We start from the raw sequence: 23,025 nt of genomic DNA, 5'->3' as shown, positions 1-23,025 counted from the left end.
TCCGGGGTTAGCCCGTATGGGGTTCTGATTCAGGACCGGTCACGGGCGCTTTATCAGGTGCTGCGAGCAAGGTGTAAACACAAGGCAGTACGAACAAGGTGAATAAAGTCCCGACCGACATCCCGGTGGCGATGACCATACCGATATCAAAGCGGCTGACAGCCCCGGCGCCGGTTGCCAGGATCAGTGGCACCATGCCGAAGACCATGGCGGCTGTCGTCATCAAGACCGGACGCAGACGAATAGCCGCCGCTTCCTCAACTGCTGCGCGAATCGACAGGCCCTTCTCGCGACGTAGCTGATTGGCGAACTCGACGATCAGGATGCCGTGTTTGCTGATCAGGCCTATCAGCGTCACCAGCCCCACCTGGGTATAGATGTTCATGCTCGACAGGCCGAGGAACAGCGGGATCAAAGCCCCGCAAATCGACAGCGGAACCGTGACCAGAATCACCAGTGGGTCGCGGAAGCTTTCGAACTGGGCGGCCAGCACCAGAAAAATAATCGCCAGTGCCATGGCAAAGGTGACCCACAAGGCGCTGCCTTCCTGCACGTATTGCCTGGACGCGCCTGCGTAGTCGTAGGCATAACCGGGCGGGGCTTCCTCACTGGCGATCTGCCGGACTGTTTCGATGGCTTCGCCCATGCTGACGATGGGGAAACCCTGAATGATCGCCGAGTTCAGTTGCTGAAACTGATTCAATTGCCGAGGGCGGGCCCGGTCGGTCACCTTGATCAGCGTCGAAAGGGCCAGTAGCTGGCCATCGCTGCTCTTCACGTAATAGTTGTTGAGCCAGCCGGGGTTGTCACGATAAGGACGCTCGACCTGAGCAATAACCTTGTAGCTACGGCCTTCGATGGTAAACCGGTTGATTTCCTGTTCGCCCAGGAGGGTAGCCAGGGTGCCTCCGAGGTCCTGCATGGAGACGCCCATTTGTGCAGCCTTTGCACGGTCGATGTCGACGACAACTTCGGGCTTGTCGAAGGCAAGGTCGATGTCGAGGAACGCAAATTTGCCAGACTCGTTTGCCCGCGCCTTGATTCGTTCGACGACCTGCAATAACGACGCATAGTCGTTCGCGGTATTAACCACGAACTGGAAAGGCAGGCCTTCGCCGGTGCCTGGGAGCGATGGCAGATTGAAGCCGAAAATCTGCAAACCGCTGATGTCTGCCAGTCGTGCCTGGACCTCGGGGAGGATCTCCATCTGCGTGCGGTTGCGCTCGTCCCATGGTTTGAGCAGGAAACCGCCTATGCCCGTCTGCACACCATTGAATCCATTGATCTGGAACGAGGAGTAGTACTCGGGGAACTCCTTGAAGATCTTGATGAACTGGTCGGTATAGGTGTTGATGTAGTTCAGGTTGGTGGGCTGCGGTGACGTCGCCATCATGAAAATGATGCCTTGATCCTCGTCGGGAGCGAGCTCTGATTTAGTGAACTTGAGCAGCACCGGAATCAGGCAGAGCACAATAACTGCGAAGACCAGTACGACCGGACGTGTGTCCAGGGTGCCGTGCAGCATCCGCTGGTAACGCCGCTTCAGCCTCTCGAATGCCTGATCGAGCTTGTGTGAAAGGCCACTGGGGTTCTCGTCGCGACGCAGGAGCAGGGCGCACATCATGGGCGAAAGGGTCAGGGCAACTACACCCGAGATCACCACTGCGCCTGCCAGGGTAAGAGCGAACTCCTTGAACAGTGCGCCGGTCAATCCTTCCAGAAAGCCGATAGGGGCATAAACCGCTGCCAGGGTGACAGTCATTGATACCACCGGCATGGCTATTTCCCTGGCACCCTCTATAGCGGCATCGAAGGGCGTTTTTCCCTCTTCGATGTGCCGGTGAATATTTTCGACGACGACGATTGCGTCGTCCACCACCAGCCCGATTGCCAGCACCATCGCCAGCAGTGTGAGCAAGTTGATGGAGTAGCCCATCAGTTGCATGAAAAACAGCACACCGATCATCGACAGGGGAATAGTGATGACTGGGATCATCACTGAGCGCAGAGCCCCGAGAAACAGAAACACCACGACGATGACGATCAGCACTGCTTCGATCAGGGTTTTAACCACCTCGTTGATGGAAGCTTGAATGAACAGCGTTGCGTCGTAGGCGATGGAAACCTTCAGGTTGGGCGGCAGCTGACCTTCCAGCTCCGGCATGATGCGCCGTACCTCTTTGATGACATCCAGAGGGTTGGAGCTGGGTGTGCCTTTGATCCCGATATACACCGACGGTGTGCCGTCGAAAGAGCTGACGGTGTCGTAGTTTTCTGCGCCCATTTCCACCCGCGCCACATCACCGAGCAAAACCCGGCTGTCGCCTGCGGTCTTGAGCGGAATGGCTGCGAAGTCCTGGGCGGATTTCAGTTCAGTGGTCGCATTGATGCTGGTGACTACATACTCGCCTTTGACTTCACCGGCAGCGGCGAGAAAGTTGTAGCGGCGCACGGCATTGGTCACGTCAGCGGCGGTCAGGCCAAAGCCTGCGAGCCTTACCGGATCCAGCCACAGCCGCATAGCGAACACTTGATTGCCAAGGATCTGTGCTTCTGCCATGCCCGGTAGCGTTGCAAGCTTGGGTTGTATGACACGCGACAGGTAGTCGGTGATCTGCGGGTTACTCAGTTCAGAGCTGTAGAAACTGACGTACATCAGGGCCGACGCATCGGCGGCTTCCTTGCTCAGTACCGGATCTTCAGAATCCTGAGGTAATTTGTTCTTTACTTCGTTGGCCTTGGCCAGCAACTCAGTGAACAGCCGGTCGCTGTCGGCACCGATCCGCGCGTAGATGGAAATCACCGAAAAATTCTGCCGACTCACCGACGTCATGTAGTCAATGCCCTCGGCGCTGGCCAGACTTTGCTGCAAGGGTTGAGTGATGTAGCCCTGGATGGTTTCGGCGTTGGCACCGGGGTAGGCCGTGGTGACCGTGATCAGGGCATTTTCCATCTGCGGATACTGGCGAATGGTTAGCTTGCTGAAGGCCTGAAAACCCAGCAGTACGATCAGCAGGCTGACGACCGTGGCGAGGACTGGGCGACGAATGAATGGATCTGTAAAAGCCATGAGTATTCCTTGATCAGTCAACCTGTGGCTGGCTGTTCTGTTCGGCTTGCAGGGTCTGATCTGCACTGATGGCGACGTGTGCACCGGCATCCAGTTTCAATTGCCCGCCGCTGACCACTTGTTCACCCGCCTTGAGTCCCTTGTTGATAATGACCAGTCCGTCGCGACGCTCGCCGGTCTCGACAAAACGACGATCCACAATCAACTGCTGCTCACCTTTAGCGTCCTTCTCGGGCGCACCTTCGGAATTTTTCTTCGGCACGACGACGTAAACCGAGTTGCCATAAAGCGTATAGGTGATGGCGCTTTCGGGAATCACCACCTGAGTTTTCGGCCCGGGCAACAGCACCTGCAGATTGGCGAACATGCCGGGGAGCAAGGTGCTCTGAGGATTGGGCAAGGTGGCGCGAATCAGCACGTTGCGCGTGGCCTCGTCGACCTTGGGATTGATCGCGCTGATCGTGGCTTCGAAACTCTGGTTCGGGTAGGCCGCTACGTTCACCAGTGCTGTTTGCCCGACTGTCAGTTTTGGCAGCGCCTGTTCCGGCACATTGAAGTCCACGTACAGGCTGCTCAAATCTTGCAACGTAGCAATCACGGTTCCGCTTGCGAGGTAATCCCCCACATCCACCTGGCGAATACCGATCGTGCCGCTGAAGGGCGCCAGAATGCGTTTCTTCGCCAATGAGGCGTTGAGCTGGGCGACGGTGGCACTGGCTTTTTTGAACTGGGCTGCAAGCTTGTCGAAATCGCCTTTGGAGATGGCCTGGTCGCCTACCAGTCGGCTACCGCGGCCGTACTCGACTTGGGCCAGTCCCAGATCAGCTTCAGCGGTACCCAGCAGGGCTTTTTCGACGTCGCTGTCCAGTTGCAACAGAGGTTGCCCGGTACGGACTTTTTGCCCTGACTCAAACTGCACGGTCTTGACCGTCCCCGCGATCTCCAGACTCAAGTCCACACCCTGCAATGCCTTGAGTGAGCCGATGGCGGGCAGACGGTTCTGCCAAGGCCGTTCGCTGGCGGTCGCAACAGCGACACTGATAGGTGGTTTGGGGGCCGTGAACTGTTGAATCTGCTGATAGACAGAAAACGCCTTGTAGGCCGCAAGCAGCAGCACTACAAGCAACACAACCCCGAGCATGATCAGCATCCGGCGACGCAGCATATCCATTTCCTTGGAGAAAACCGGGTGAGCCCGGCGAGCGACATTGCCGGATATTACAGCGAGAGCGTGCGGGCCGGTACAGTAAAAGACGTGCTTTCAGTGTGTGCTGAGTTTTCCTACAGCCGAGAAATCTCTGTCGCTAGCAGAGGACCTGTAGGAGCTGCCGAAGGCTGCGATGGCGTTGTGTCAGGCGAGAGCTTTCGCAGCCTTCGGCAGCTCCTACAAAATCCCGAGGCATCACACCAGATGCAGATGGTTATCCCAAAGCCCCGCAGGCAGTTCCAGAGGCTTGGCGAGCAGCTCGTTTTGGCGGCAGTCGTAAAAGCGGCAACGGCCTTGCCCGGAGGTCACTACAAAACCATCTTTTACCGCACCCACCCCAGCGCAGTCGGGCAGGGCGGTGTCGAGGCGTGTTGCGCCGCTGTCCATGTCCCAGATGAAAAACCGGTTGCCCCTTGGTGCAGTGAGCGCTATCAGACGCAATTCGCTGTGTACCGCAACGCTGGCGGTGTAGTGCCCCATCGACGCCAGTTGCTGCTCTGGTACCGGAAAAGCCACAAATGGCTGGCCCGGACGTTTGATTGCCAGCAGCTCCGAGGATTCGTGAGCGTCGCCCATGAATTGCTGACCGGAAACGATGGTGCCGTCGCTGGCAATACCCAAGTGACGAACGCTGTTCATGGGTTGCGCCAGGGTTTCCTTGCTCAGCAACGTGCCGTCGCGCTGCATCAGGACCAGGCTGGGCTGCATGGCATTCAGGTTCATCTCGACGCGGCTCTCGGCCTCTGTCCGGATTCCGCCATTGGCCACCACTAATGTTTCGCCGTCCGGCATCCATGACACCTGATGCGGGCCGATGCCATGGGTAGAAATTTCTCCGGTATGCACCAGACGCTCGTCGACAAACCGATACACACCAAGCAATCCACGTCCTGGATCAGTGGTGTCATTCTCGGTGGTGTACAGCCATTCGCCACTGCTGTGGATCACCGCATGGCCGTAGAAATGTCGGTCAGGCTGCGAGTGAATGGTTTGCAGCAAGCGCCCGTCATTCAGGTCGATCAGATAGCTTTCTGTGCCCGGCCGACGGGCGACGAACAGCGCCAGACTCAGCGTCGGATGATTGATGATGTCGTGGCAGCGTTGGCCGACCTGCGTCGCAAACACCTGCTGGCCATCCAGACGATAACCCACGGCGTAATGCTGCCCGTCGCCATCGTCGCGCGCGGACAACAGCAGCGGGCTTTGGCCTTTCTGCCGGAACAGTGTCCAGCCGCCCAAGGTGCAGGCGCTGAGCAACAGGCTTCCGAGTGCCAGGGCCTGGCGTCGCAACATCATCGTGATCTCCCGGTCAGTCGCCGTCGTTGGCGTTGAAGCCCAACTGGATGCCCAGCGCCTTGGCCAATTCGCCTTCATGCAGACGATGCACGACGTTGAGGCTGTCGTAGAAGGCGTTCAACTGTTGGCGACCCTCTTCGCTGGCCAGCAAATCGGCGAGCGGCGGCTTGAGCTCCGACAGCAGTTTGCGACTGGCAGCGTAAGCAGCGTCGATCTTGTCTGCCAGCGGTTTCTGCTCGGCGGGCAACAGTCCACGCAGACCTTTGTTGTCCACGCCGGCCCACACCGTCTGGGCGCTTCCCAGACTTGCTTCGAGGCTGCTCAGGGATGATTGGCTACGCCATGCGTCCGCCTGGAATGGCTGCGGCTGGCCTTTGCTCTGGCGACCCAGCGGTGTACCGAGTTTTTTCTTCAGAGTATCCAGTGCGGTGACTTGCACACGCAGTAGCTCGGCGATGGCTTCGTGGGAATCTGCGTAGCGCTGGTTGGGGAATTTGCTCAGTTGCGCGAGCATCCCGTCGTTGCTGTTCCAGCGGCTGAGGATCTCTTCAGCCAGGGCTTTCTGGCGTTCGCCAATTGCCGTCAGCAATGGGCAATAACGGGCTTTTTGTTCGGCGTTGGCCATGTCGATGGCGGCATCGAACAGAATGTATTCATAAGCGGACAGGCCCTGGACCACCACGCTGGACTTGGCCAGTGCGTCAGGGCTGATCTGCGGCTGGGCCGTCACCAGTTGTTCCACCTGACGGCCGACAAGATTCTTCTTGTCTGGCCAGAACTGCACCTGCCAGGAGCGATTACCCTCGGCCAAAGGCCCGATCAGCAACGGCTGCAACTCGGCCCAGGTCTTCTGGGCGTAGAGGAAATCGGCACGGGCGGTGGCCAGATCAGTCTTGCCCTCACAGAAAGCCAAAGCGCTTGTCGCCAACTTGCGATCAGCATCAACCCAGCGGCTGTAGGTCGGCAGGATCACTTGCTTGGCAATCGCTGCCGAAGTGACCGCTTGCGGGTCCGACGGTGCGCAGGCACCGAGGGCGAGCGCAGCAAGGCTGGTGAAGAGCAACTTGGGACGGAACATGTCCGGCTCCTTATAGTTTTTAAATGAAAGAAGTCATAACGAATTCAGAAACGCCAGCAGTGCTGCGCGTTGTTCGGCATCGAAAGCCAATACCTGCCGCTGCGCGGCTTGTGCTTCGCCTCCGTGCCAGAGCACCGCTTCGAGCAGATTGCGGGCGCGTCCGTCGTGCAAAAACTGAGTGTGGCCGCTGACGGTTTGCGTCAGACCTATGCCCCACAGAGGCGGCGTGCGCCATTCGCGCCCTGTCGCCTGAAATTCGGTGCGATTGTCAGCCAACTCATCGCCCATGTCATGCAATAACAGGTCGCTGTAGGGGCGGATCACCTGATTGGCCAGTTCCGGCTCGGCGGCATCATGACGCGTCTTGAACTGTGGCGTATGGCATTGCTGGCAGCCTGCCTTGTAGAACAGGTTTTTACCGGCCAGCACTTGGGGATTTTCTATGTTGCGACGGGCGGGAACACCCAGGTTACGGCTATAGAACAGCACCAGCCGCAAGATATTGTCGCTGACCTCCGGCTCGCCGCCCGGGCCATTGCCGTTGGGGGCCGCAAGGCAGTCGGTTTGTGCGGGTGTGCAATCGTCGAAGTTACGCAGGCTGGTCGTCAGGCCCATGTCACCGGAAAACGCATGCACGTTTTGTTGATTCAGAGTGGGCTGCCCGGCCTTCCAGCCAAACCGGCCCATGACGACAGTCTGTTGCTCATCGTCCCACACCCAGTTCGGTCGACCGCTAATGCCGTCGCCGTCTTTGTCGTCGGGATCTGCATTGGCCAGAATCGCCGCGTCGGGAATCGCTTCCAGCAGCCCAAGGCCAATCATCGCCGGGGCCACCCTCACCGAGGCGCGGGTTTGCGGGTGCATCGGGCCGTAGCCCAGATGAGTGATGCTCAAGGTCGGTTTGCGCAACTCGACCACCGTGCCATCGCGGAATCTGACCGGCATGGGCTCGTACTCGATGCGTACACGACCCTCTGGAGCGACACCGGGCACTGCCATGTCCTGCAACTGCCCGCCGTAAGTTGGCTCGGGCAGCACGCCATTCTTCTTGATCAGCTCTGCCTGAGCCGGATCATCAGGGATCGACAGGCGTACCAGCATCGACACGGCATTGACGTCATTGGGCTCGGGAGGATGACCGCGACCATCCTTGATGTGGCAGTTCTGGCACGCGTTGGTATTGAACAGCGGCCCCAGCCCGTCACGGGCGGTGGTCGTGGACGGGGCGATCACCCAAGGGCTGCGGAAGAAACTGTTGCCGACGCTGAAGTCCAGACGCCGCGCAGGCGACAGGTTCGCCGACGGCATTGAGAACGCATTCACATCCCGCTTGTTCACCGTCGCTCTGCCGCCCGCCAACGCCTCGCCAGGCTCTGCCTGCGTGAAACGCGGGGCGTCATCGCACGCACCCATCATCAGGGCACTGAGCAACACAACAAAGGGACGCAGCCGCGTAGCCATAACCATCCTGCAACGAGCCAAAAATCGGGGCGTGCAAGCTTAACAGCCTCGTCCTTTTTGAATAAGAGGGATTATCGTTTGCCTTGACGTGGTGCAACGTGTTGTTACGAAATCGGATGGTCGATCCCCGATGGGCAGACTCCTCCGAAAACCGGGTCCATAAAAAAATGCCAGTCAGCAAAGCCAACCGGCATTTTTCAGTTCATCCGTTCAAAGCGTTCATTACCAAACGCTCGAACTACGTCGATCAAAATTCGTGATCGGCGTTATCCGGGTTCAGGTCGGTGATGCCGAGTTTGCCAGCGGCTTGCTCGATGGCGCCGGTCTGTTTGACCAGAGCGGCAATGGCGTCGCGAACGATCTGGTTGCCTTCAGTGTTGCCAGCCGCGATCAACTGGTCGAAATGCTGACCTTTGTTGGCTTGGTCGACGATGGCTTGCAGCTTGGCCTGGGTGGCGTCCAGGTCGGCACGCAGGGTAGCGTCGGCGGCTGGATCGGCTTTGGCTACCAGGGAAGACAGGCTTGGACCGCTAACCTTGGTGCCGTCTGTACGGGTGTATTCGCCCAGGTAAACGTTGCGGATGCCTTTGCCATTGTAGAAATGGGAGTTGTGGGTGTTGTCGCTGAAGCAGTCGTGCTCGTCTTCGCTGGAGTTGGCTTCTAGCGCTACTTTCATGCGCTCGCCAGCCAGTTCACCGAGGGACAGGCTGCCCATGCCGAAGAGCATTTTACGCAGACCGCTCTCGCCGCTTTCGGCTTCCAGGCTGGCGCGATAGTTGTCGGCAACACCCGGCTTCCAGTTGTTGACCATTTCTTCCAGATCGCTGACCAGCAGATCGGTCACGGCGGTCAGGTAAGCGCGACGACGATCGTTATGACCGCCGGTACCGCCTGCACCTTCGATGTAATCAGAGGCTGGACGCTCGCCAGCGCCTGCTTCGTTACCGTGCAGGTCCTGGCCCCACAGCAGGAATTCGATGGCGTGATAGCCGGTCGCAACGTTGGCTTCGGAACCGCCCAGCTCGTTCAGGCTGGCCAGTTTCTCAGGCGTGATTTCCTTCACGTCGACCTTGTCTTCGCCGACCTGAACTTCGGTGTTGGCGATGATGTTGGCAGTGGCACCCGGGTTGCCCAGCGCGTGCTGGTAGTCTTTGGCAACGTAGTCGATCAGGCCTTCGTCCAGGGGCCAGGCGTTAACCTGTCCTTCCCAGTCGTCGATGATCGTGTTGCCGAAGCGGAAGACTTCGCTCTGCATGTAAGGCACGCGCGCAGCAACCCAGGCGTCGCGGGCAGCTTTGAGGGTTTTGTCATTCGGAGTAGCGAGGAATTCGTTGATCGCAGTCTGCAGGGTTTTAGCAGCGGCTTCAGCGTCGCTGAATACGGCGGAAACCATGTTGGCGTAGTTGGCGACGACTGCCTTGGCTGCAGCGTCACTGGACTGCGAAGCCGGTGCCGGAGCAGCCGCTTCGGGCGCGGGTGCAGCAGCAGGCGCTGGAGCCGGTGCGGAAGCGGTGGCTGGTGCTGCAGCTTTTTTCTCGTCGCCACAACCAGCGAGGGAAATAGCGATGGCCAGCAGACTAGCGGTTGCCAATGGCATACGAATCATGACGGAATCCTGCGTCTAGAGGGTTCAAGGCGCCAGGCGCCCAAAAAAAGCTGCAACATAATGCGAAAGATTTGCATTCGGTGTAAAGGCCTATTGCCTTTGAGGAAAGATGAAGTCGGGCAGGGTTGTAACAAGTAGTGTCGATTCAAGAAGCGAATGATGGCGGATTTTGTGGGAGCGGTGCTTGCCCGAGATAAAGGCTGGACGCGATCCAAAGTGAACCGTGTCCGGCCTTATCGTCGGAATGCCGCCCAGACCAAGCACCGCTCCCACAGGTTCCGAGTGGAGTAAAGTCTTGGCTTAAACCTCGGCCTTACTGCGCTGTGCCTGTTTCAGATAAGCCAGCAGTTCTCGGCCCGGTAGCGGTTTGCTGTACAGGTAACCCTGGCCCTCATGGCAGCCTTCGGAAATGATGTAAGCCTCCTGTTCGACGGTTTCCACGCCTTCAGCGATGACCTGCATGCCCAGGCTTTTCCCCAGTTGAATGATGGCACGCACGATGGTTGCGTCGTCATCGTCATCAATCAGGTCCTGCACGAAGCTCTTGTCGATCTTGATCTTGTCGAGGGGCAAGCTCTTCAGGTAACTGAGGGACGAATAACCCGTACCAAAGTCGTCAATGGCGATCAGCGCACCGGAGCGGCGCAGGCTCAGCAAATGCTGGGCGGCGGTGCTGATGTCTTCCATCAGGCCGGTTTCAGTGACTTCCAGTTCCAGGCTGCGCGGGGGCAAGCGATAAATCTGCATCAGATTATTGACCACCCTCGGCAATTCCGAGTGGTGTAACTGGACGGTCGACAGGTTGACCGCCATGCGCAGGTCGGTGAAGCCCTGATCATGCCATTCGCGCAACTGACGACAGGCCTGATCCAGTACCCATTCACCAATCGCGATGATCGAGCCGTTCTGCTCCGCCAAGGGGATGAACTGATCCGGCGGAACCATGCCATGTTCCGGATGCTGCCAGCGAATCAGGGCTTCGACACCGACCACCCGGTTGTCGCGATAGCTGATTTGCGGCTGATACACCAGGAATAACTGGTTGCGCGGCAGTGCTTCGCGCAGGTCTTTTTCCAGTTCCCGGCGCCGACGCATTTCGCTGTCCACGCTGGCGATATAAAACTGATAGCGGTTGCGCGAGCGCGACTTGGCCAGGGTCATGGTCTGTTCGGCTTTTTGCAGCAGCTTTTCAGTGCTGTCACCGTCTTCCGGGAAGAGGGTGATGCCAATGGTGGCGCGCAGACGGATTTCCTGTTGGCCCAGGGCAAACGGAGCTTCCAGATCATCCAGGATGTTCTGTGCCAGTTCGGCGGCTTCATAAGGTTGTTCGATATCAGCCTGAACCAGCGCGAACTGATCGCCGCCCAGCCGGGCGAGTGCGCCGAGCCGACCGCTATGCCCGCGCAGACGATCAGCAAGCGCCAGCAGCAGTTGGTCGCCGGTCTGGTAACTGAATTGCTCGTTGATGCCTTTGAAGTCGTCCAGCCCGACACACAACACCGCAACCCGGCGTTGCAGGCGGCCAGCGTCGATCAGAATCTTGTCCAGTTGCTGCTGCAATTGCTGGCGGTTGGGCAAGCCGGTCAGGAAATCGTACTGCGCCATGCGCAGCAGGCTTATCTCGGCTTCGTGGCGCAAATGCGTGTTGCGCTCGATTGAGGCCAGCAGTTGGTTGGCGGTATTGACCCAGATGCCCAGTTCGTTTTTCTCATGGCCCTTGAGCAGCGGCAACAGGTGTTCGCTGGGGCGATCCGGGTTGATATTGGTCAGGTGTTCGATGATGCGCGACAGGGGTTTGGTCAGTAGCCAGTGGTAAACCAGATACAACACGAGCCCCATGGCCAGCGCCCGCAGGACACCCGATATGAAAATGATCACCGCATTGATGATGAAGCCTTCGCCGTAGGTTGCGGTGTCCATCGTGATGCGCAAGTCGCCGTAATACTCGCTGTAGGGACTGCGGCCGACCAATTGGGTGGTGAAGCTGCGCTCCTGGCCGAGAATCAGGTCGGTCAGCCAGCGGGTGGAGGAGGCTTTTAGGGGGCGCGATTTTTCGGCGAGCAACGTTTCGTTCGGATGCCCGATAGACGCCATCCGCACCGCGTTGTCTTGAAACAGGCCCTCGATGACCTGCATGCCCATTTCCCGGTCCAGGCTGTAAACGGCCTGAGTCGACGGGTCACGAAACATGTCCAGGATTCGTTCAGCATCGCTGGCCACTGCCTGCCGAGTCTTGTACGCATCGTAGACAATCTGCGCACAACTCAAGACCACGCCTACGATCAGTGCAGAAAGCAACACCACGCGCAGCAGCTTTACTGACAGGCTGTTTTTGAGTTCCAGCTTCAAATGGCTATTCCTTAATCCGTGCTGGGTGCATCAAGCCTTTGCAACCATCAAAAAACAGTTGAGCCAGAACGAAATCGCCAAACAGCGATTTTGCTCCTCGTCACCTGCTTCCTTGCTCCGTCCCGACTTTATCGTAAAGTCAGGCATTCTCACTGTGTCGGACAAAAACCTTTGAAACTTGAACGAAATCTTGAAAACCCAAGCGAATGATATTAGTCCGCTATCGCTCGCTGACAATACCTAAAATACAGTTTGTCGACGAAAAAAAACCCGGCAATGCCGGGTTTTCTTGACTGGATCTGAAATCAGGCAGCGAATTGCTTCGCTACGAAGTCCCAGTTGACCAGGTTCCAGAACGCTTCCACGTACTTTGGACGCAGGTTGCGGTAGTCGATGTAGTAAGCGTGTTCCCATACGTCGCAGGTCAGCAGCGGGGTGTCGCCGCTGGTCATCGGGTTGCCTGCACCGATGGTGCTGGCCAGAGCCAGGGAACCGTCTGGTTTTTTCACCAGCCAGCCCCAGCCGGAACCGAAGGTGCCGATAGAGGTTTTGCTGAATTCTTCTTTGAACTTGTCGAACGAGCCGAAAGCCGCATTGATTGCGTCAGCCAGTGCGCCGGTAGGTTCGCCGCCAGCATTTGGCGCCAGGCATTCCCAGTAGAACGTGTGGTTCCAGACCTGAGCGGCGTTGTTGAAGATGCCGCCCGAAGAGGTCTTGATGATTTCTTCCAGGGTTTTGCCTTCGAACTCGGTGCCAGGCACCAGGTTGTTCAGGTTCACGACGTAGGTGTTGTGGTGCTTGTCGTGGTGATATTCCAGTGTCTCTGCGGAAATGTGCGGTACCAGAGCATCTTTGGCGTACGGCAGCGGCGGCAATTCAAAAGCCATGGTTTATCTCCTAATCAGGTCAGTTGCGGTGAGCGCAAGGCCGATCACGGGCGGCCAGACAGAACATGCACCGGCGAGTTTGTACTCTTTGCGGCGCAGGGTCAGGATCATAGCACCGGGTCTGCCCGTTAACCACGCAACAACTGTGTGGGATAGAGGTTCCAGAGGATTTGCCTAATGGGAATACTTCCCTGAAGGCGATTGCTTTGTGTCCGGGACAAAATTGCCGTGGTACGGCGAACACAAAATCTGTAGGAGCTGCCGAAGGCTGCGATGGCGGTGTGTCAGGTCAAATGCTTCGCAGCCTTCGGCAGCTCCTACAAAAACTGCATCAAGCTCTTCTGGCGCTACGCAGCCCTGATCAACTGCACCGCAACACTGAACATCATCACCGCGACCATCAGGTCCAGCAGTCGCCAGGTGGCCGGGCGCGCCAGCCAGGGAGCCAGCCAGGCTGCGCCAAGCGCCAAGGTGCTGAACCATAACAATGACGCACTGGCCGCACCCACAACATAAGCTTCAGGCACACTTTGCTGAGCGCCAAGCGAGCCAACCAGCAATACCGTATCGAGGTAGACGTGAGGGTTGAGCAAGGTCACGGCCAAGGCGCTGAGCAGGACGGCCCGGCGCGAGCGCTGGCCGACGATCTCGCTTTTTTGCAGGCTCTGGCTTGAGCAGGCACGGCGCAGGGCAAGGCTGCCGTACCAGAGTAAAAACACCACGCCGCCCCAGCGTGCGATCGCCAGCAATGTCGGATTTTGTGCCAGCACGTTGGCCAGGCCGAACACACCGGCCGCGATCAGGATCGCATCGCAGACAATGCATATCATCGCCACGGGTAAATGATGTTCACGACGCAGGCTTTGCGCCAGAACGAAGGCGTTCTGCGTGCCGATAGCCATGATCAATCCGCCGGCAACCAGCAGACCATTGAGATAACTTTGCCACATGAAATGTATGCTCCAGCGCATTTAACCGCCTGCTTCGAAGCCTGAACGGCCAGCAGGTTTGTGTAGCAAGTGTGGGGCTGCCCGAGGTATAAGAAAAACCAATCTTACTGATCGCTCATTAGGAAAACTGATGTTCGACTACAAACTGCTTTCTGCTTTGGCGGCGGTGATCGAGCAGGCCGGGTTCGAGCGTGCCGCGCAGGTGCTGGGTTTATCCCAATCTGCGGTATCCCAACGGATCAAACTGCTGGAAGCGCGCGTGGGTCAGCCCGTGTTGATCCGGGCCACTCCACCCAGTCCCACTGACATCGGGCGGCGCTTGCTTAACCATGTGCAGCAAGTGCGGCTGCTGGAGCGTGACCTGCAAAGCCAGGTACCGGCGCTGGATGAAGAGGGGATGCCGGAGCGCCTGCGTATCGCGTTGAATGCCGACAGTCTGGCAACGTGGTGGGCAGAAGCGATTGGTGATTTCTGTGCGCAGAACAATCTGCTGCTGGATCTGGTCGTTGAAGATCAGGACGTCGGCCTCAAACGCATGCGGGCAGGCGACGTTGCGGCTTGCTTGTGCGCCAGTGAACGCCCGGTGGCCGGTGCGCGCAGTCTGTTACTGGGCGCCATGCGCTATCGTGGCCTGGCCAGCCCGGCATTCATCGCCCGCAACTTTCCTGAAGGTTTCGATGTGCAGAAACTCGCTCGCGTTCCGGCGCTGGTGTTTGGTCCGGATGATCTTTTGCAGCATCGTTATCTGGCTTCACTAGGGATCGAAGGCGGGTTCGAGCATCATGTGTGCCCATCGGCGGAAGGCTTTTTACGCATGACCGAAGCCGGAGTGGCCTGGGGGCTGGTCCCGGAGATACAGGTGCGCGAGCAACTCAAGCGCGGTTCGCTAGTGGAATTCTCAGCAGACAATCCGGTGGACGTGCCGCTGTACTGGCATCATTGGCGCAATGGCGGGCAGTTGTTGACTCGACTGACTGAGCATCTGGCGCAGCAGGCGGGGCAGTGGTTGGTGCCGTTGGGGCCTAAGTGATTTTCAGGTTGGAATGCGTTCCTGTGGGAGCGAGGCTTGTGTACGGCTTCAGGTTCATGATGAGCCTGTGGGACAGACCGGGGTGGCGCTCCACTTCATTCGGGAAGGCGGCATTCAAGCGATACATCAACTGCGGATGTACCGGCCCTTTCGCGAATGAATTCGCTCCCACGGATTTGTGTTTGCAGGCCAACATAGAATCTCCCACATGTGATCTCTATCAAGTCAGACAAGACCTGTGTTTTTGAAACAAGCAAAAAATCTCTAACGGAGCGGTAAATGAAGATTCTGGTCACCGGCGCAAGCGGCTTTATTGGCGGGCGCTTTGCGCGTTTCGCTCTGGAGCAGGGCTTCAGCGTGCGGGTCAATGGCCGTCGTGCCGAGGGTGTCGCGCATCTGGTCAAGCGCGGCGCCGAGTTCATTCAGGGTGATTTGATTAATCCTGATCTGGTTCGAGTGCTGTGTGACGACGTTGAAGCTGTCGTGCATTGCGCCGGTTCAGTAGGCGTCTGGGGGCGCAAGCAGGATTTCTTGCAGGGCAACGTGCAAGTCACTGAGAACATCGTTGAGGCTTGTCTGAAACAAAGGGTCAGAAGGCTGGTCCATTTGTCGTCGCCTTCAATCTATTTCGATGGCCACTCGCACTTGGACCTCAAAGAAGAACAGGTGCCCAAACGCTTCAACAATCACTACGCCGCCAGCAAATATCTGGCTGAGCAAAAGGTATTTGGCGCAGAAGAGTTTGGTCTGGAAGTGATTGCCTTGCGCCCGCGTTTTGTAACCGGGGCGGGTGACACCAGCCTTTTCCCGCGACTGCTGCACATGCAGCGCAAGAAGCGTTTGTCGATTGTCGGTAATGGCTTGAACAAGGTGGATTTCACCAGCATTCATAACCTTAACCAGGCCCTGATCAGCAGTCTGCTGGCCGACCGGTCGGCGTTGGGCAAGGCCTACAACATCAGCAATGGCACGCCGGTGCCGCTGTGGGATGCCGTCAATTACGTGATGCGTCGCATGCAACTGCCGCAGGTCACCCGGTATCGTTCGTACGGCCTGGCTTACTCCGCTGCCGCGATCAACGAAGCGGCATGCATGCTTTGGCCCGGGCGTCCCGAACCTACGCTGTCGCGGTTGGGCATGCAGGTCATGAGCAAGGATTTCACTCTGGACATTGGTCGCGCCCGGCACTATCTAGACTACGACCCGCAAGTCAGCCTGTGGGCGGCGCTGGATGAGTTTTGTGACTGGTGGCAAACGCAACAACACAGGTGAGCGCTTTAGGCTGCGGCTGCAGCGGTTATACTCGCGAACTTCGAGCATTTTCATCGGTTTTAGACAGGGTTATTCATGCGTAACGATCCTTACGACGACGTCGATGACGTTCCGAATCTCAGCGCCAAGGACGATGACGACGACTTCGCGCCGACCGTGGGTGCGCGCAAACGCACGACGGTTTATTCCCGTGACACGCCTGTAGTAAAGGTCAAAGGGCCAAGCACCGGCCCTCTTTGGGCATTGGTGGGGGCGTTGTTCATAGCCTTTTGTGGCTTGGGCTGGTGGAGTTTTCAGCAGATTTCGTTGATGGAGCAGCAACTGGTTGCGACACAGGAAAGCTTTGCGCGGATCAGCGAAGAAGCCGCGGGCCGCTTGCAGGATATTTCCGGCAAAGTGGTCGCGACTGAATCAGTGGCGGTGGACGGAGAGGCGCTCAAGCAGCGCATCAAGCTGATCGAAGACCAGTTGGCTGATCAGGACAAACTGCAGGAAGGTGCCACCGGCCAGCAGACCGCATTGCAGCAGCGTCTGGAACAGATCACCGGTCAGGCGACGCAGTTGCAGACCAGCAATACCCAACTGCAGGATCAGCTTAAAGCGGTCACCACCGAGTTAGCAGCGGTGAAGGCTTCGATTCCAGATCACAAGGCAGCTCAGGGCGACGTGGACAAAGTCGATACTCAGCTTAAAAGCCTGAGCGCCGATGTTGCAGCCTTGAAGAAACAGGGCAATCCGACAGCGGCCATCGAGCGTCTTGAGCAGGATTTGATCGTGCTTAAAAGCGAACAGGAAAACCGCCAGGCCCCCGCAGCTACCAGCAGCAACACTGCTGAATTCGATGCCTTCCGTGCGCAAATGACCCGCAACATCAACACATTGCAAAGCCAGATTCAGAACCTGTCGCAGCAGGTGAATGCACGTCGTTAACAGCCGTATCCCCGGTAGGAGCGAACTTGTTCGCGAGGCGATCTTCCTGAGTGTTCAGGTCCAAAGCTTCGCCAACAAGTTGGCTCCTGCAGATGTATTACAAAGCCGGGTAATCGATATAACCCACTGGCCCTTTACCGTAGAACGTCTCCGGATGCGGAGTGTTCAGCGGCGCATCCTGCTTCAAGCGTGCTGGCAAGTCAGGGTTGGCGATGAAAGGTACGCCGAACGCCACGGCATCCGCTGAGCCATTGGCCAGCCAGGCGTTGGCACTGTCCTTGGTGAATTTTTCGTTGGCGATGTACGCGCCGCCGAAAGCCTTTTTCAACTGCGGACCAATGCTGTCGCCCGCTTCGCGCTCGCGAGAGCAAATAAACGCGATGCCACGTTTGCCCATCTCCGCAGCAACGTAGCTGAAGGTTTCGGCCAGGTTATCGTCACCCATGTCATGGGAGTCTGCACGCGGTGCCAGATGCAGGCCCACGCGGCCAGCGCCCCACACTTCAATTGCCGCATCGACCACTTCGAGCATCAGGCGCGCACGGTTTTCCAGAGAGCCGCCGTATTGGTCGTTACGCTGGTTGGTGCTGCTCTGCAGGAACTGATCCAGCAGGTAACCATTGGCACCGTGAATTTCTACACCGTCAAAACCAGCCGCTTTGGCGTTTTCTGCGCCCGTACGATAGGCGTCCACCACGTCAGCGATTTCCGCCAGTTCCAGTGCGCGAGGGGTGACGTAGTCAGACAGTGGACGAACCAGGCTGACATGGCCTTCAGGCTTGATGGCGCTTGGCGCAACCGGGGTTTCGCCATTGAGGTACGACGGGTGGGAAATGCGCCCGACGTGCCACAGCTGCAGGACGATCTTGCCGCCGGCGCCGTGTACTGCTTTGGTGACGTTGCTCCAGCCACGCACCTGATCGTTGGACCAGATGCCCGGAGTATCCGGGTAGCCGACGCCCATTGGCGTCACTGAAGTGGCTTCGCTGATGATCAGACCTGCCGACGCGCGTTGCACGTAATACTCAGCCATCATCGCGTTCGGGACACGACCTTCATCCGCACGGCAGCGGGTCAGCGGCGCCATGACGATACGATTGGCGAGTTGCAGGTCGCCTAGCTTGATCGGGTCAAAGATAGTTGTCATGGGTGAAACCCTCTTAATTGATCAGTTGGTAGCCGGAGCCAGATCGGCATTGCCGCCCTGACGAAAAGTAATCAAGGTCACGGTCAGTGCGAGTACGGCCAGCGCCCCGGCGGCCAATGGCACGCTGGTCAGGCCGAAGCCGTGAGCGATCACGCTGCCGCCGACCCATGCGCCCAGAGCGTTGCCGACGTTGAACGCGCCGATGTTCAGGGTCGACACCAGGTTTGGCGCGTCTTTGCCGAAGGTCACGACGTTGATCTGCAAGGCCGGCACAGCGGCGAACGCGGCGGTGGCCCAGAGGAACAAAGTGATTTCGGTCGGGATCAACGCGACGCTGGTCCAGCTCAAGGCGGTGGAAATCACGGCCATGGCGACGAACACGCCAATCAAGGTCGCGGCCAGGCGACGGTCAGCCAGCTTGCCGCCGATCACGTTGCCTACCGTCAGGCCCAGGCCGATCAGCAGCAGTGTCCAGGTGATACCGTTCGGAGATACGCCAGTGACTTCGCCCAGCAACGGCGCGACATAGGTGAACAGGGTGAACATCGACGCTGAGAACAGCGCGGTCATGCTCAACGACAGCCAGATACCAGCACCTTTGAGCGAGGCGAGTTCGGCACGCATGTCGAGCTTGAGCTCTTCGCGGTTGGTCGGCAGAAAACGGATCAGGCCGATCAAGGCGATCACGCCGATGACGGTGACGGCCCAGAAGGTCGAGCGCCAGCCAGCGTATTGGCCCAGCGCGGTACCCAGCGGTACGCCGAGCACGTTGGCCAGTGTCAAACCGGTGAACATCAAGGCAACGGCCGAGGCGCGACGGTTGGCCGGCACCAGACCTGCGGCAACTACCGAGCCGATACCGAAGAAAGCGCCGTGGCACAGTGCCGTGACCACTCGGGCGAACATCAATACGTTGTAATCGGCGGCGATGGCGCATAGCAGATTACCGACGATGAAAATGCCCATTAGCGTGACCAACGCGGCCTTGCGCGGCAGTCTGGCGGTGGCCATCGCCATGAACGGCGCACCGATCGCCACGCCTAATGCGTAACCGGTTACTAGCCAGCCTGCACCTGGAATCGAGACGCCCAGATCGGCAGCGACTTCGGGCAGTAAACCCATGATGACGAACTCGGTCGTCCCGATGGCGAAGGCGCTAAGCGCCAGAATAAACAGTGAAAGAGGCACTGGGCGTCTCCTGTTAATAAAGGTTTCGTTAATCCTGTAGGAGCTGCCGAAGGCTGCGATTCTCGGTGTTTCAGGAGGAAAGATTTCGCAGCCTTCGGCAGCTCCTACAGAAGGTTTTTACATTCGAAGGTGCTCAAGTTGGCGGATTCAGCTCCAGCACCAGCGCTTCGACGAAGGCCGCAATCACCGTTTCGTTACGCTTGAAAAAGCTCCATTGCCCCACCTTCTTGCTGGTGATCAGACCAGCGCGTTGCAGCGTTGCCAGGTGAGCAGAAACCGTGGACTGCGAAAGCCCGGCACGCTGATCGATCTGACCTGCGCAAACGCCGTTTTCCGTCGAGTGGGTCTGGTCCGGAAAGCAACTGAGCGGGTCCTTCAGCCAGACGAGAATCTCCCGGCGAACAGGGTGGGCCAGGGCTTTTATTATTTCGTCGAGGTCGATAGGCATGTCGTTCTCAATATGGGTTTAACGCTATATCGCGATGAGGCGAACTTTATATCTGTATTTCGCGATATACAAATATGATTTGCTGCTGAGAATAGTGAAAAACGCTATATCGGGTTATATCGATATAGGCGCGGCGTGCAATTCGGCGTAGGCTGGGCGCCATGAACTACCTCGCACATCTGCATCTCGGTGGCCAGCGACCGGCACAACTCCTCGGCAGTCTGTATGGCGATTTCGTCAAAGGGCCTGTGGCTGGGCGTTTCCCGGACGAATTGGCACAGGCGATCCAGCTGCATCGCAGCATCGATGCATTCACCGACAGTCACCCGCTGATCAAGCAAGCGATTGCGCGCTTTCCAGCCGAACGCAGACGTTACGCGGGCATTGTGCTGGACGTGTTTTTCGATCATTGCCTGGCCCGGGACTGGGCGCATTACGCGGATGTGCCGCTGGCGGCGTTCACGCGCAAGGTTTACGGCGTGCTGGCCGCCGAGCCAGAGTTGCCCGAACGACTGGCGCGGATTGCACCGCACATGGCCGCTCACGACTGGCTGGGTTCGTACCGGGAATTTGCCGTGCTGGAGCAGGTATTCGCGGGGATTTCGCGGCGTTTGTCACGACCGCAAGGGCTGGCAGGGGCCATGCAGGAACTGCACGACCTCTACCAACCCTTGAGTGCGGACTTTGCCGAGTTCTACCCGATCTTGCAGGACTTCTCTCAGGCCGCTCTGGCCGAGCGTGGGCTCTCGGCGGTCTGAACGTTTGACACTGTTTCGGCCCCTCCGGTAACCAAAGGCTTGGCAACCACAGATGGCTCGCCAAACAGCGCGATCTGCACCGCTTGCTGCGCTTCATAAGCCAGCGCGGCGCGTTCCTTGCCTTCGGTGGCAATCGGCGTCAGCAACTGGATATGCACGTCGCCTTGTTCATTGGCGAACAGGCGGCGCAAGTGCGACAGCAAATCGTCGTCGCCGATGAAGGGTGCGATGGGGTCTGGCTTGCCATCGCGTGAATACTGAATCGCGACTGGTTGCAGCAACAGCCCGCTGTCAATCGCACTCGACATCAGTCGACCATGAAACGTACGCAGGCCAGTACCGTCAGTGGTAGTGCCTTCAGGGAAAATTACCAGCGCGTTGTTCTGCTGCAAGTGGTTGCCCATTTGCTTCTGGATCAGCTTGCTGTCACCCGAACCGCGGCGGATGAAGAGTGTGCCGGCTTTCAGGGCCAACCACCCAGCGACTGGCCAGGTGCGGACCTCAGCCTTGGACAGAAACGACAGCGGGGCCAACATGCCCAGCAGCGGAATATCGGTCCAGGACACATGGTTACTGACCCACAGCATCGGTTGACGTGGCAGCTCGCCGCTGACCGTCACCCGAAAGGGCAGGGCGGCGGTCAGGCGCGCCATGAACCACCGGCTCCAGCGCTGACGCCGGGCCATGGAGTTGCCGATCTTCATGCGCTCCATGCAGGCGAACGTGCCGGCAATGGTCAGCCCCAATGCAATGACCAGCAGCACCCGTGCGACTCGGGCGTAGCCACGCAAGCGGCTCATTACACTGCTGCCTTGAAGTGACGAGCATAACGCGGGCACAGCTCGTCACGTTTGAGCAGGATGAACACGTCGGCGACCTGGAAGTCTTCGTCCCAGCACGGCTCGCCGCAGATCTTCGCACCCAGGCGCATGTAGGCTTTGAGCAGCGGTGGCATTTCGCAGATCACGTTGTTGGGCAGATCCATGGCAGGCAGCGGATTTTTAGGTTCGGCGCGCAGGTTCTGGTTGCACAGATAACGCTCGCGCAAGCGCTGCATGATCGCGTGGGCTTGAATGCCGCCGTCTTGCATCGGGATGCTCGCGCAACCCATCAGATAGCTGTAGGCACCTTCGTTGAGGATCTCGGCCAGTTCGCTCCACAACACAGCGATAGTGCCGCCGTTGCGGTAATCGGGGTCCACACATGTGCGACCCAGTTCCAGAATCGGACCTTGCAGATGGCCAAGGCCATGCAGGGCGAACTCTTCTTCACTGTAGAAGCTGCCGATGCTGTTGGCCGCTTTGTGGTCCAGCAGACGCGTGGTGGCGACGAGCTTGCCAGTGTTCAGGTCCCGCACGCCGATGTGCGAGCAGTGCACATCGTAATCATCCATATCCAGGCCTTGGTCTGCGCCTTTGAGTTTGGCGTTGAATTCGCCACTGAACACGTTGAAACGCAGGGCCTGTGCTTCCTGCAAGGCTTTGCTGCCGGTCAGACGTTCAGCCTGAAGGCGGCGGTCGGATGCTGTGTCGCGAATGCGGGCGATCTGAGTCATGCGAAGTCTCCGTTAGCCTGCCCTGCAAGTGCGGGCGTTGGCTGTAATGGCCTGGCGCTGCTGTACAAACTCAGGCTAAGGAGAGGCGATGTCATGACCGTGAAGGTTTGGTGATGGTTGTGTGACGCTGTTTGAGGGAAAGCTGTATCTCCTCTGGAGCAAATTCATTCGCGGAAGGGCCGTTACGGTCACTGCATATTTGTCTGACGCAATATCGCCTTCCCGAATAAATTCGGTCCCACGGGTTCTGCGTCGCTCGCGGTTTGCGGTGATCCTGTGGGAGCGAATTCATTCGCGAAAGGGTCGTTACGGTCACTGCATATTTGTCTGACGCAATATCGCCTTCCCGAATAAATTCGGTCCCACGGGTTCTGGGTCGCTCGCGGTTTGCGGTGATCCTGTGGGAGCGAATTCATTCGCGAAAGGGTCGTTGCGGTCACTGCATATCTGTCTGACGCAATATCGTCTTCCCGAATAAATTCGGTCCCACGGGTTCTGCGTCGCTCGCGGTTTGCGGTGATCCTGTGGGAGCGAATTCATTCGCGGAAGGGCCGTTGCGGTCACTGCATATTTGTCTGACGCCATATCGTCTTCCCGAATAAATTCGGTCCCACGGTTCTGCGTCGCTCGCGGTTTGCGGTGATCCTGTGGGAGCGGATTCATTCGCGAAAAGGCCGTTGCGGTCACTGCATATCTGTCTGACGCAATATCGCCTTCCCGAATAAATTCGGTCCCACGGGTTCTGCGTCGCTCGCGGTTTGCGGTGATCCTGTGGGAGCGAATTCATTCGCGA

At 58.2% G+C, this 23,025-nt stretch carries 18 protein-coding genes; 4 read left to right on the top strand and 14 right to left on the bottom strand.

What is annotated here, in order from left to right:
- Nucleotides 1-7 precede the first annotated feature (7 nt).
- The 9 genes from EE949_RS02705 to EE949_RS02665 form a co-directional block, all read right to left on the bottom strand.
- A complete protein-coding gene (locus tag EE949_RS02705) occupies nucleotides 8-3,070 on the bottom strand; it encodes a multidrug efflux RND transporter permease subunit (protein WP_122662656.1) in 3,063 nt (1,020 codons plus the stop codon).
- A 13-nt stretch (nucleotides 3,071-3,083) separates the two neighbouring features.
- The gene (locus EE949_RS02700) at nucleotides 3,084-4,235 is read right to left on the bottom strand and encodes an efflux RND transporter periplasmic adaptor subunit (RefSeq protein WP_122662653.1); all 1,152 of its coding nucleotides are present in this window, start codon (nucleotides 4,233-4,235) and stop codon (nucleotides 3,084-3,086) included.
- A 237-nt stretch (nucleotides 4,236-4,472) separates the two neighbouring features.
- A complete protein-coding gene (locus tag EE949_RS02695; RefSeq protein ID WP_122663194.1) occupies nucleotides 4,473-5,570 on the bottom strand; it encodes a DUF1513 domain-containing protein in 1,098 nt (365 codons plus the stop codon).
- A 16-nt stretch (nucleotides 5,571-5,586) separates the two neighbouring features.
- On the bottom strand, nucleotides 5,587-6,651 hold the full coding sequence (locus EE949_RS02690; protein ID WP_122662651.1) for an imelysin family protein: 1,065 nt from the start codon (nucleotides 6,649-6,651) through the stop codon (nucleotides 5,587-5,589).
- A gap of 33 nt (nucleotides 6,652-6,684) precedes the next feature.
- Complete coding sequence (locus EE949_RS02685; protein WP_122662648.1) at nucleotides 6,685-8,112, bottom strand: di-heme oxidoredictase family protein; 1,428 nt, start codon at nucleotides 8,110-8,112, stop codon at nucleotides 6,685-6,687.
- Nucleotides 8,113-8,359: 247 nt separating this feature from the next.
- Nucleotides 8,360-9,718, bottom strand: a complete 1,359-nt coding sequence (locus tag EE949_RS02680; protein WP_122662646.1) for an imelysin family protein — start codon at nucleotides 9,716-9,718, stop codon at nucleotides 8,360-8,362.
- Between the two features lie 300 nt (nucleotides 9,719-10,018).
- Nucleotides 10,019-12,067, bottom strand: coding sequence for a putative bifunctional diguanylate cyclase/phosphodiesterase (locus EE949_RS02675; RefSeq protein ID WP_122662644.1), 2,049 nt, complete (start codon nucleotides 12,065-12,067; stop codon nucleotides 10,019-10,021).
- 305 nt (nucleotides 12,068-12,372) lie between these two features.
- Entirely contained in the window at nucleotides 12,373-12,954 is a 582-nt protein-coding gene (locus tag EE949_RS02670; protein WP_027900293.1) for a superoxide dismutase, read from the bottom strand.
- Nucleotides 12,955-13,301: 347 nt separating this feature from the next.
- Nucleotides 13,302-13,904 (bottom strand): LysE/ArgO family amino acid transporter, encoded by a 603-nt coding sequence (locus EE949_RS02665; RefSeq protein ID WP_122662642.1) that lies wholly within the window; start codon nucleotides 13,902-13,904, stop codon nucleotides 13,302-13,304.
- Between the two features lie 130 nt (nucleotides 13,905-14,034).
- On the opposite strand from EE949_RS02665, the gene EE949_RS02660 reads away from it, so the two are divergent.
- The 3 genes from EE949_RS02660 to EE949_RS02650 all read left to right on the top strand — a co-directional run bounded on the left by EE949_RS02660 (nucleotide 14,035) and on the right by EE949_RS02650 (nucleotide 17,136).
- Nucleotides 14,035-14,934 carry a LysR family transcriptional regulator ArgP gene (locus tag EE949_RS02660; RefSeq protein WP_122662640.1) on the top strand — a complete coding sequence of 300 codons (900 nt, stop codon included), beginning with the start codon at nucleotides 14,035-14,037 and terminating at the stop codon, nucleotides 14,932-14,934.
- A gap of 279 nt (nucleotides 14,935-15,213) precedes the next feature.
- A complete protein-coding gene (locus tag EE949_RS02655; RefSeq protein WP_122662637.1) occupies nucleotides 15,214-16,206 on the top strand; it encodes an NAD-dependent epimerase/dehydratase family protein in 993 nt (330 codons plus the stop codon).
- Between the two features lie 75 nt (nucleotides 16,207-16,281).
- Nucleotides 16,282-17,136, top strand: coding sequence for an ATPase (locus tag EE949_RS02650; protein WP_122662635.1), 855 nt, complete (start codon nucleotides 16,282-16,284; stop codon nucleotides 17,134-17,136).
- Nucleotides 17,137-17,233: 97 nt separating this feature from the next.
- Here EE949_RS02650 and EE949_RS02645 read toward each other — a convergent pair whose 3' ends face one another.
- The 3 genes from EE949_RS02645 to EE949_RS02635 all read right to left on the bottom strand — a co-directional run bounded on the left by EE949_RS02645 (nucleotide 17,234) and on the right by EE949_RS02635 (nucleotide 19,919).
- On the bottom strand, nucleotides 17,234-18,283 hold the full coding sequence (locus tag EE949_RS02645) for an alkene reductase (protein WP_122662633.1): 1,050 nt from the start codon (nucleotides 18,281-18,283) through the stop codon (nucleotides 17,234-17,236).
- Between the two features lie 21 nt (nucleotides 18,284-18,304).
- The gene (locus EE949_RS02640; RefSeq protein WP_122662631.1) at nucleotides 18,305-19,471 is read right to left on the bottom strand and encodes an MFS transporter; all 1,167 of its coding nucleotides are present in this window, start codon (nucleotides 19,469-19,471) and stop codon (nucleotides 18,305-18,307) included.
- Between the two features lie 133 nt (nucleotides 19,472-19,604).
- Nucleotides 19,605-19,919 (bottom strand): ArsR/SmtB family transcription factor, encoded by a 315-nt coding sequence (locus tag EE949_RS02635; protein WP_122662629.1) that lies wholly within the window; start codon nucleotides 19,917-19,919, stop codon nucleotides 19,605-19,607.
- A 161-nt stretch (nucleotides 19,920-20,080) separates the two neighbouring features.
- Here EE949_RS02635 and EE949_RS02630 point away from each other — a divergent pair, with 161 nt between their 5' ends.
- Nucleotides 20,081-20,677, top strand: a complete 597-nt coding sequence (locus EE949_RS02630) for an ACP phosphodiesterase (RefSeq protein WP_122662627.1) — start codon at nucleotides 20,081-20,083, stop codon at nucleotides 20,675-20,677.
- On the opposite strand, the gene EE949_RS02625 is transcribed toward EE949_RS02630, so the two are convergent.
- Together EE949_RS02625 and olsB are read right to left on the bottom strand one after the other, a co-directional pair.
- Entirely contained in the window at nucleotides 20,638-21,477 is an 840-nt protein-coding gene (locus tag EE949_RS02625) for a lysophospholipid acyltransferase family protein (RefSeq protein ID WP_122662625.1), read from the bottom strand. The genes EE949_RS02630 and EE949_RS02625 overlap by 40 nt on opposite strands.
- On the bottom strand, nucleotides 21,477-22,232 hold the full coding sequence (olsB, locus tag EE949_RS02620) for an L-ornithine N(alpha)-acyltransferase (RefSeq protein ID WP_122662623.1): 756 nt from the start codon (nucleotides 22,230-22,232) through the stop codon (nucleotides 21,477-21,479). Before olsB ends, EE949_RS02625 begins: the two co-directional genes overlap by 1 nt.
- Nucleotides 22,233-23,025 lie beyond the last annotated feature (793 nt).

It is taken from the genome of Pseudomonas viridiflava (assembly GCF_900602065.1).
Taxonomy (GTDB): Bacteria; Pseudomonadota; Gammaproteobacteria; order Pseudomonadales; family Pseudomonadaceae; genus Aquipseudomonas.
The sequence above is the reverse complement of the archived record's forward strand: the minus strand, read 5'-3'. Positions and strand labels throughout refer to the sequence as shown.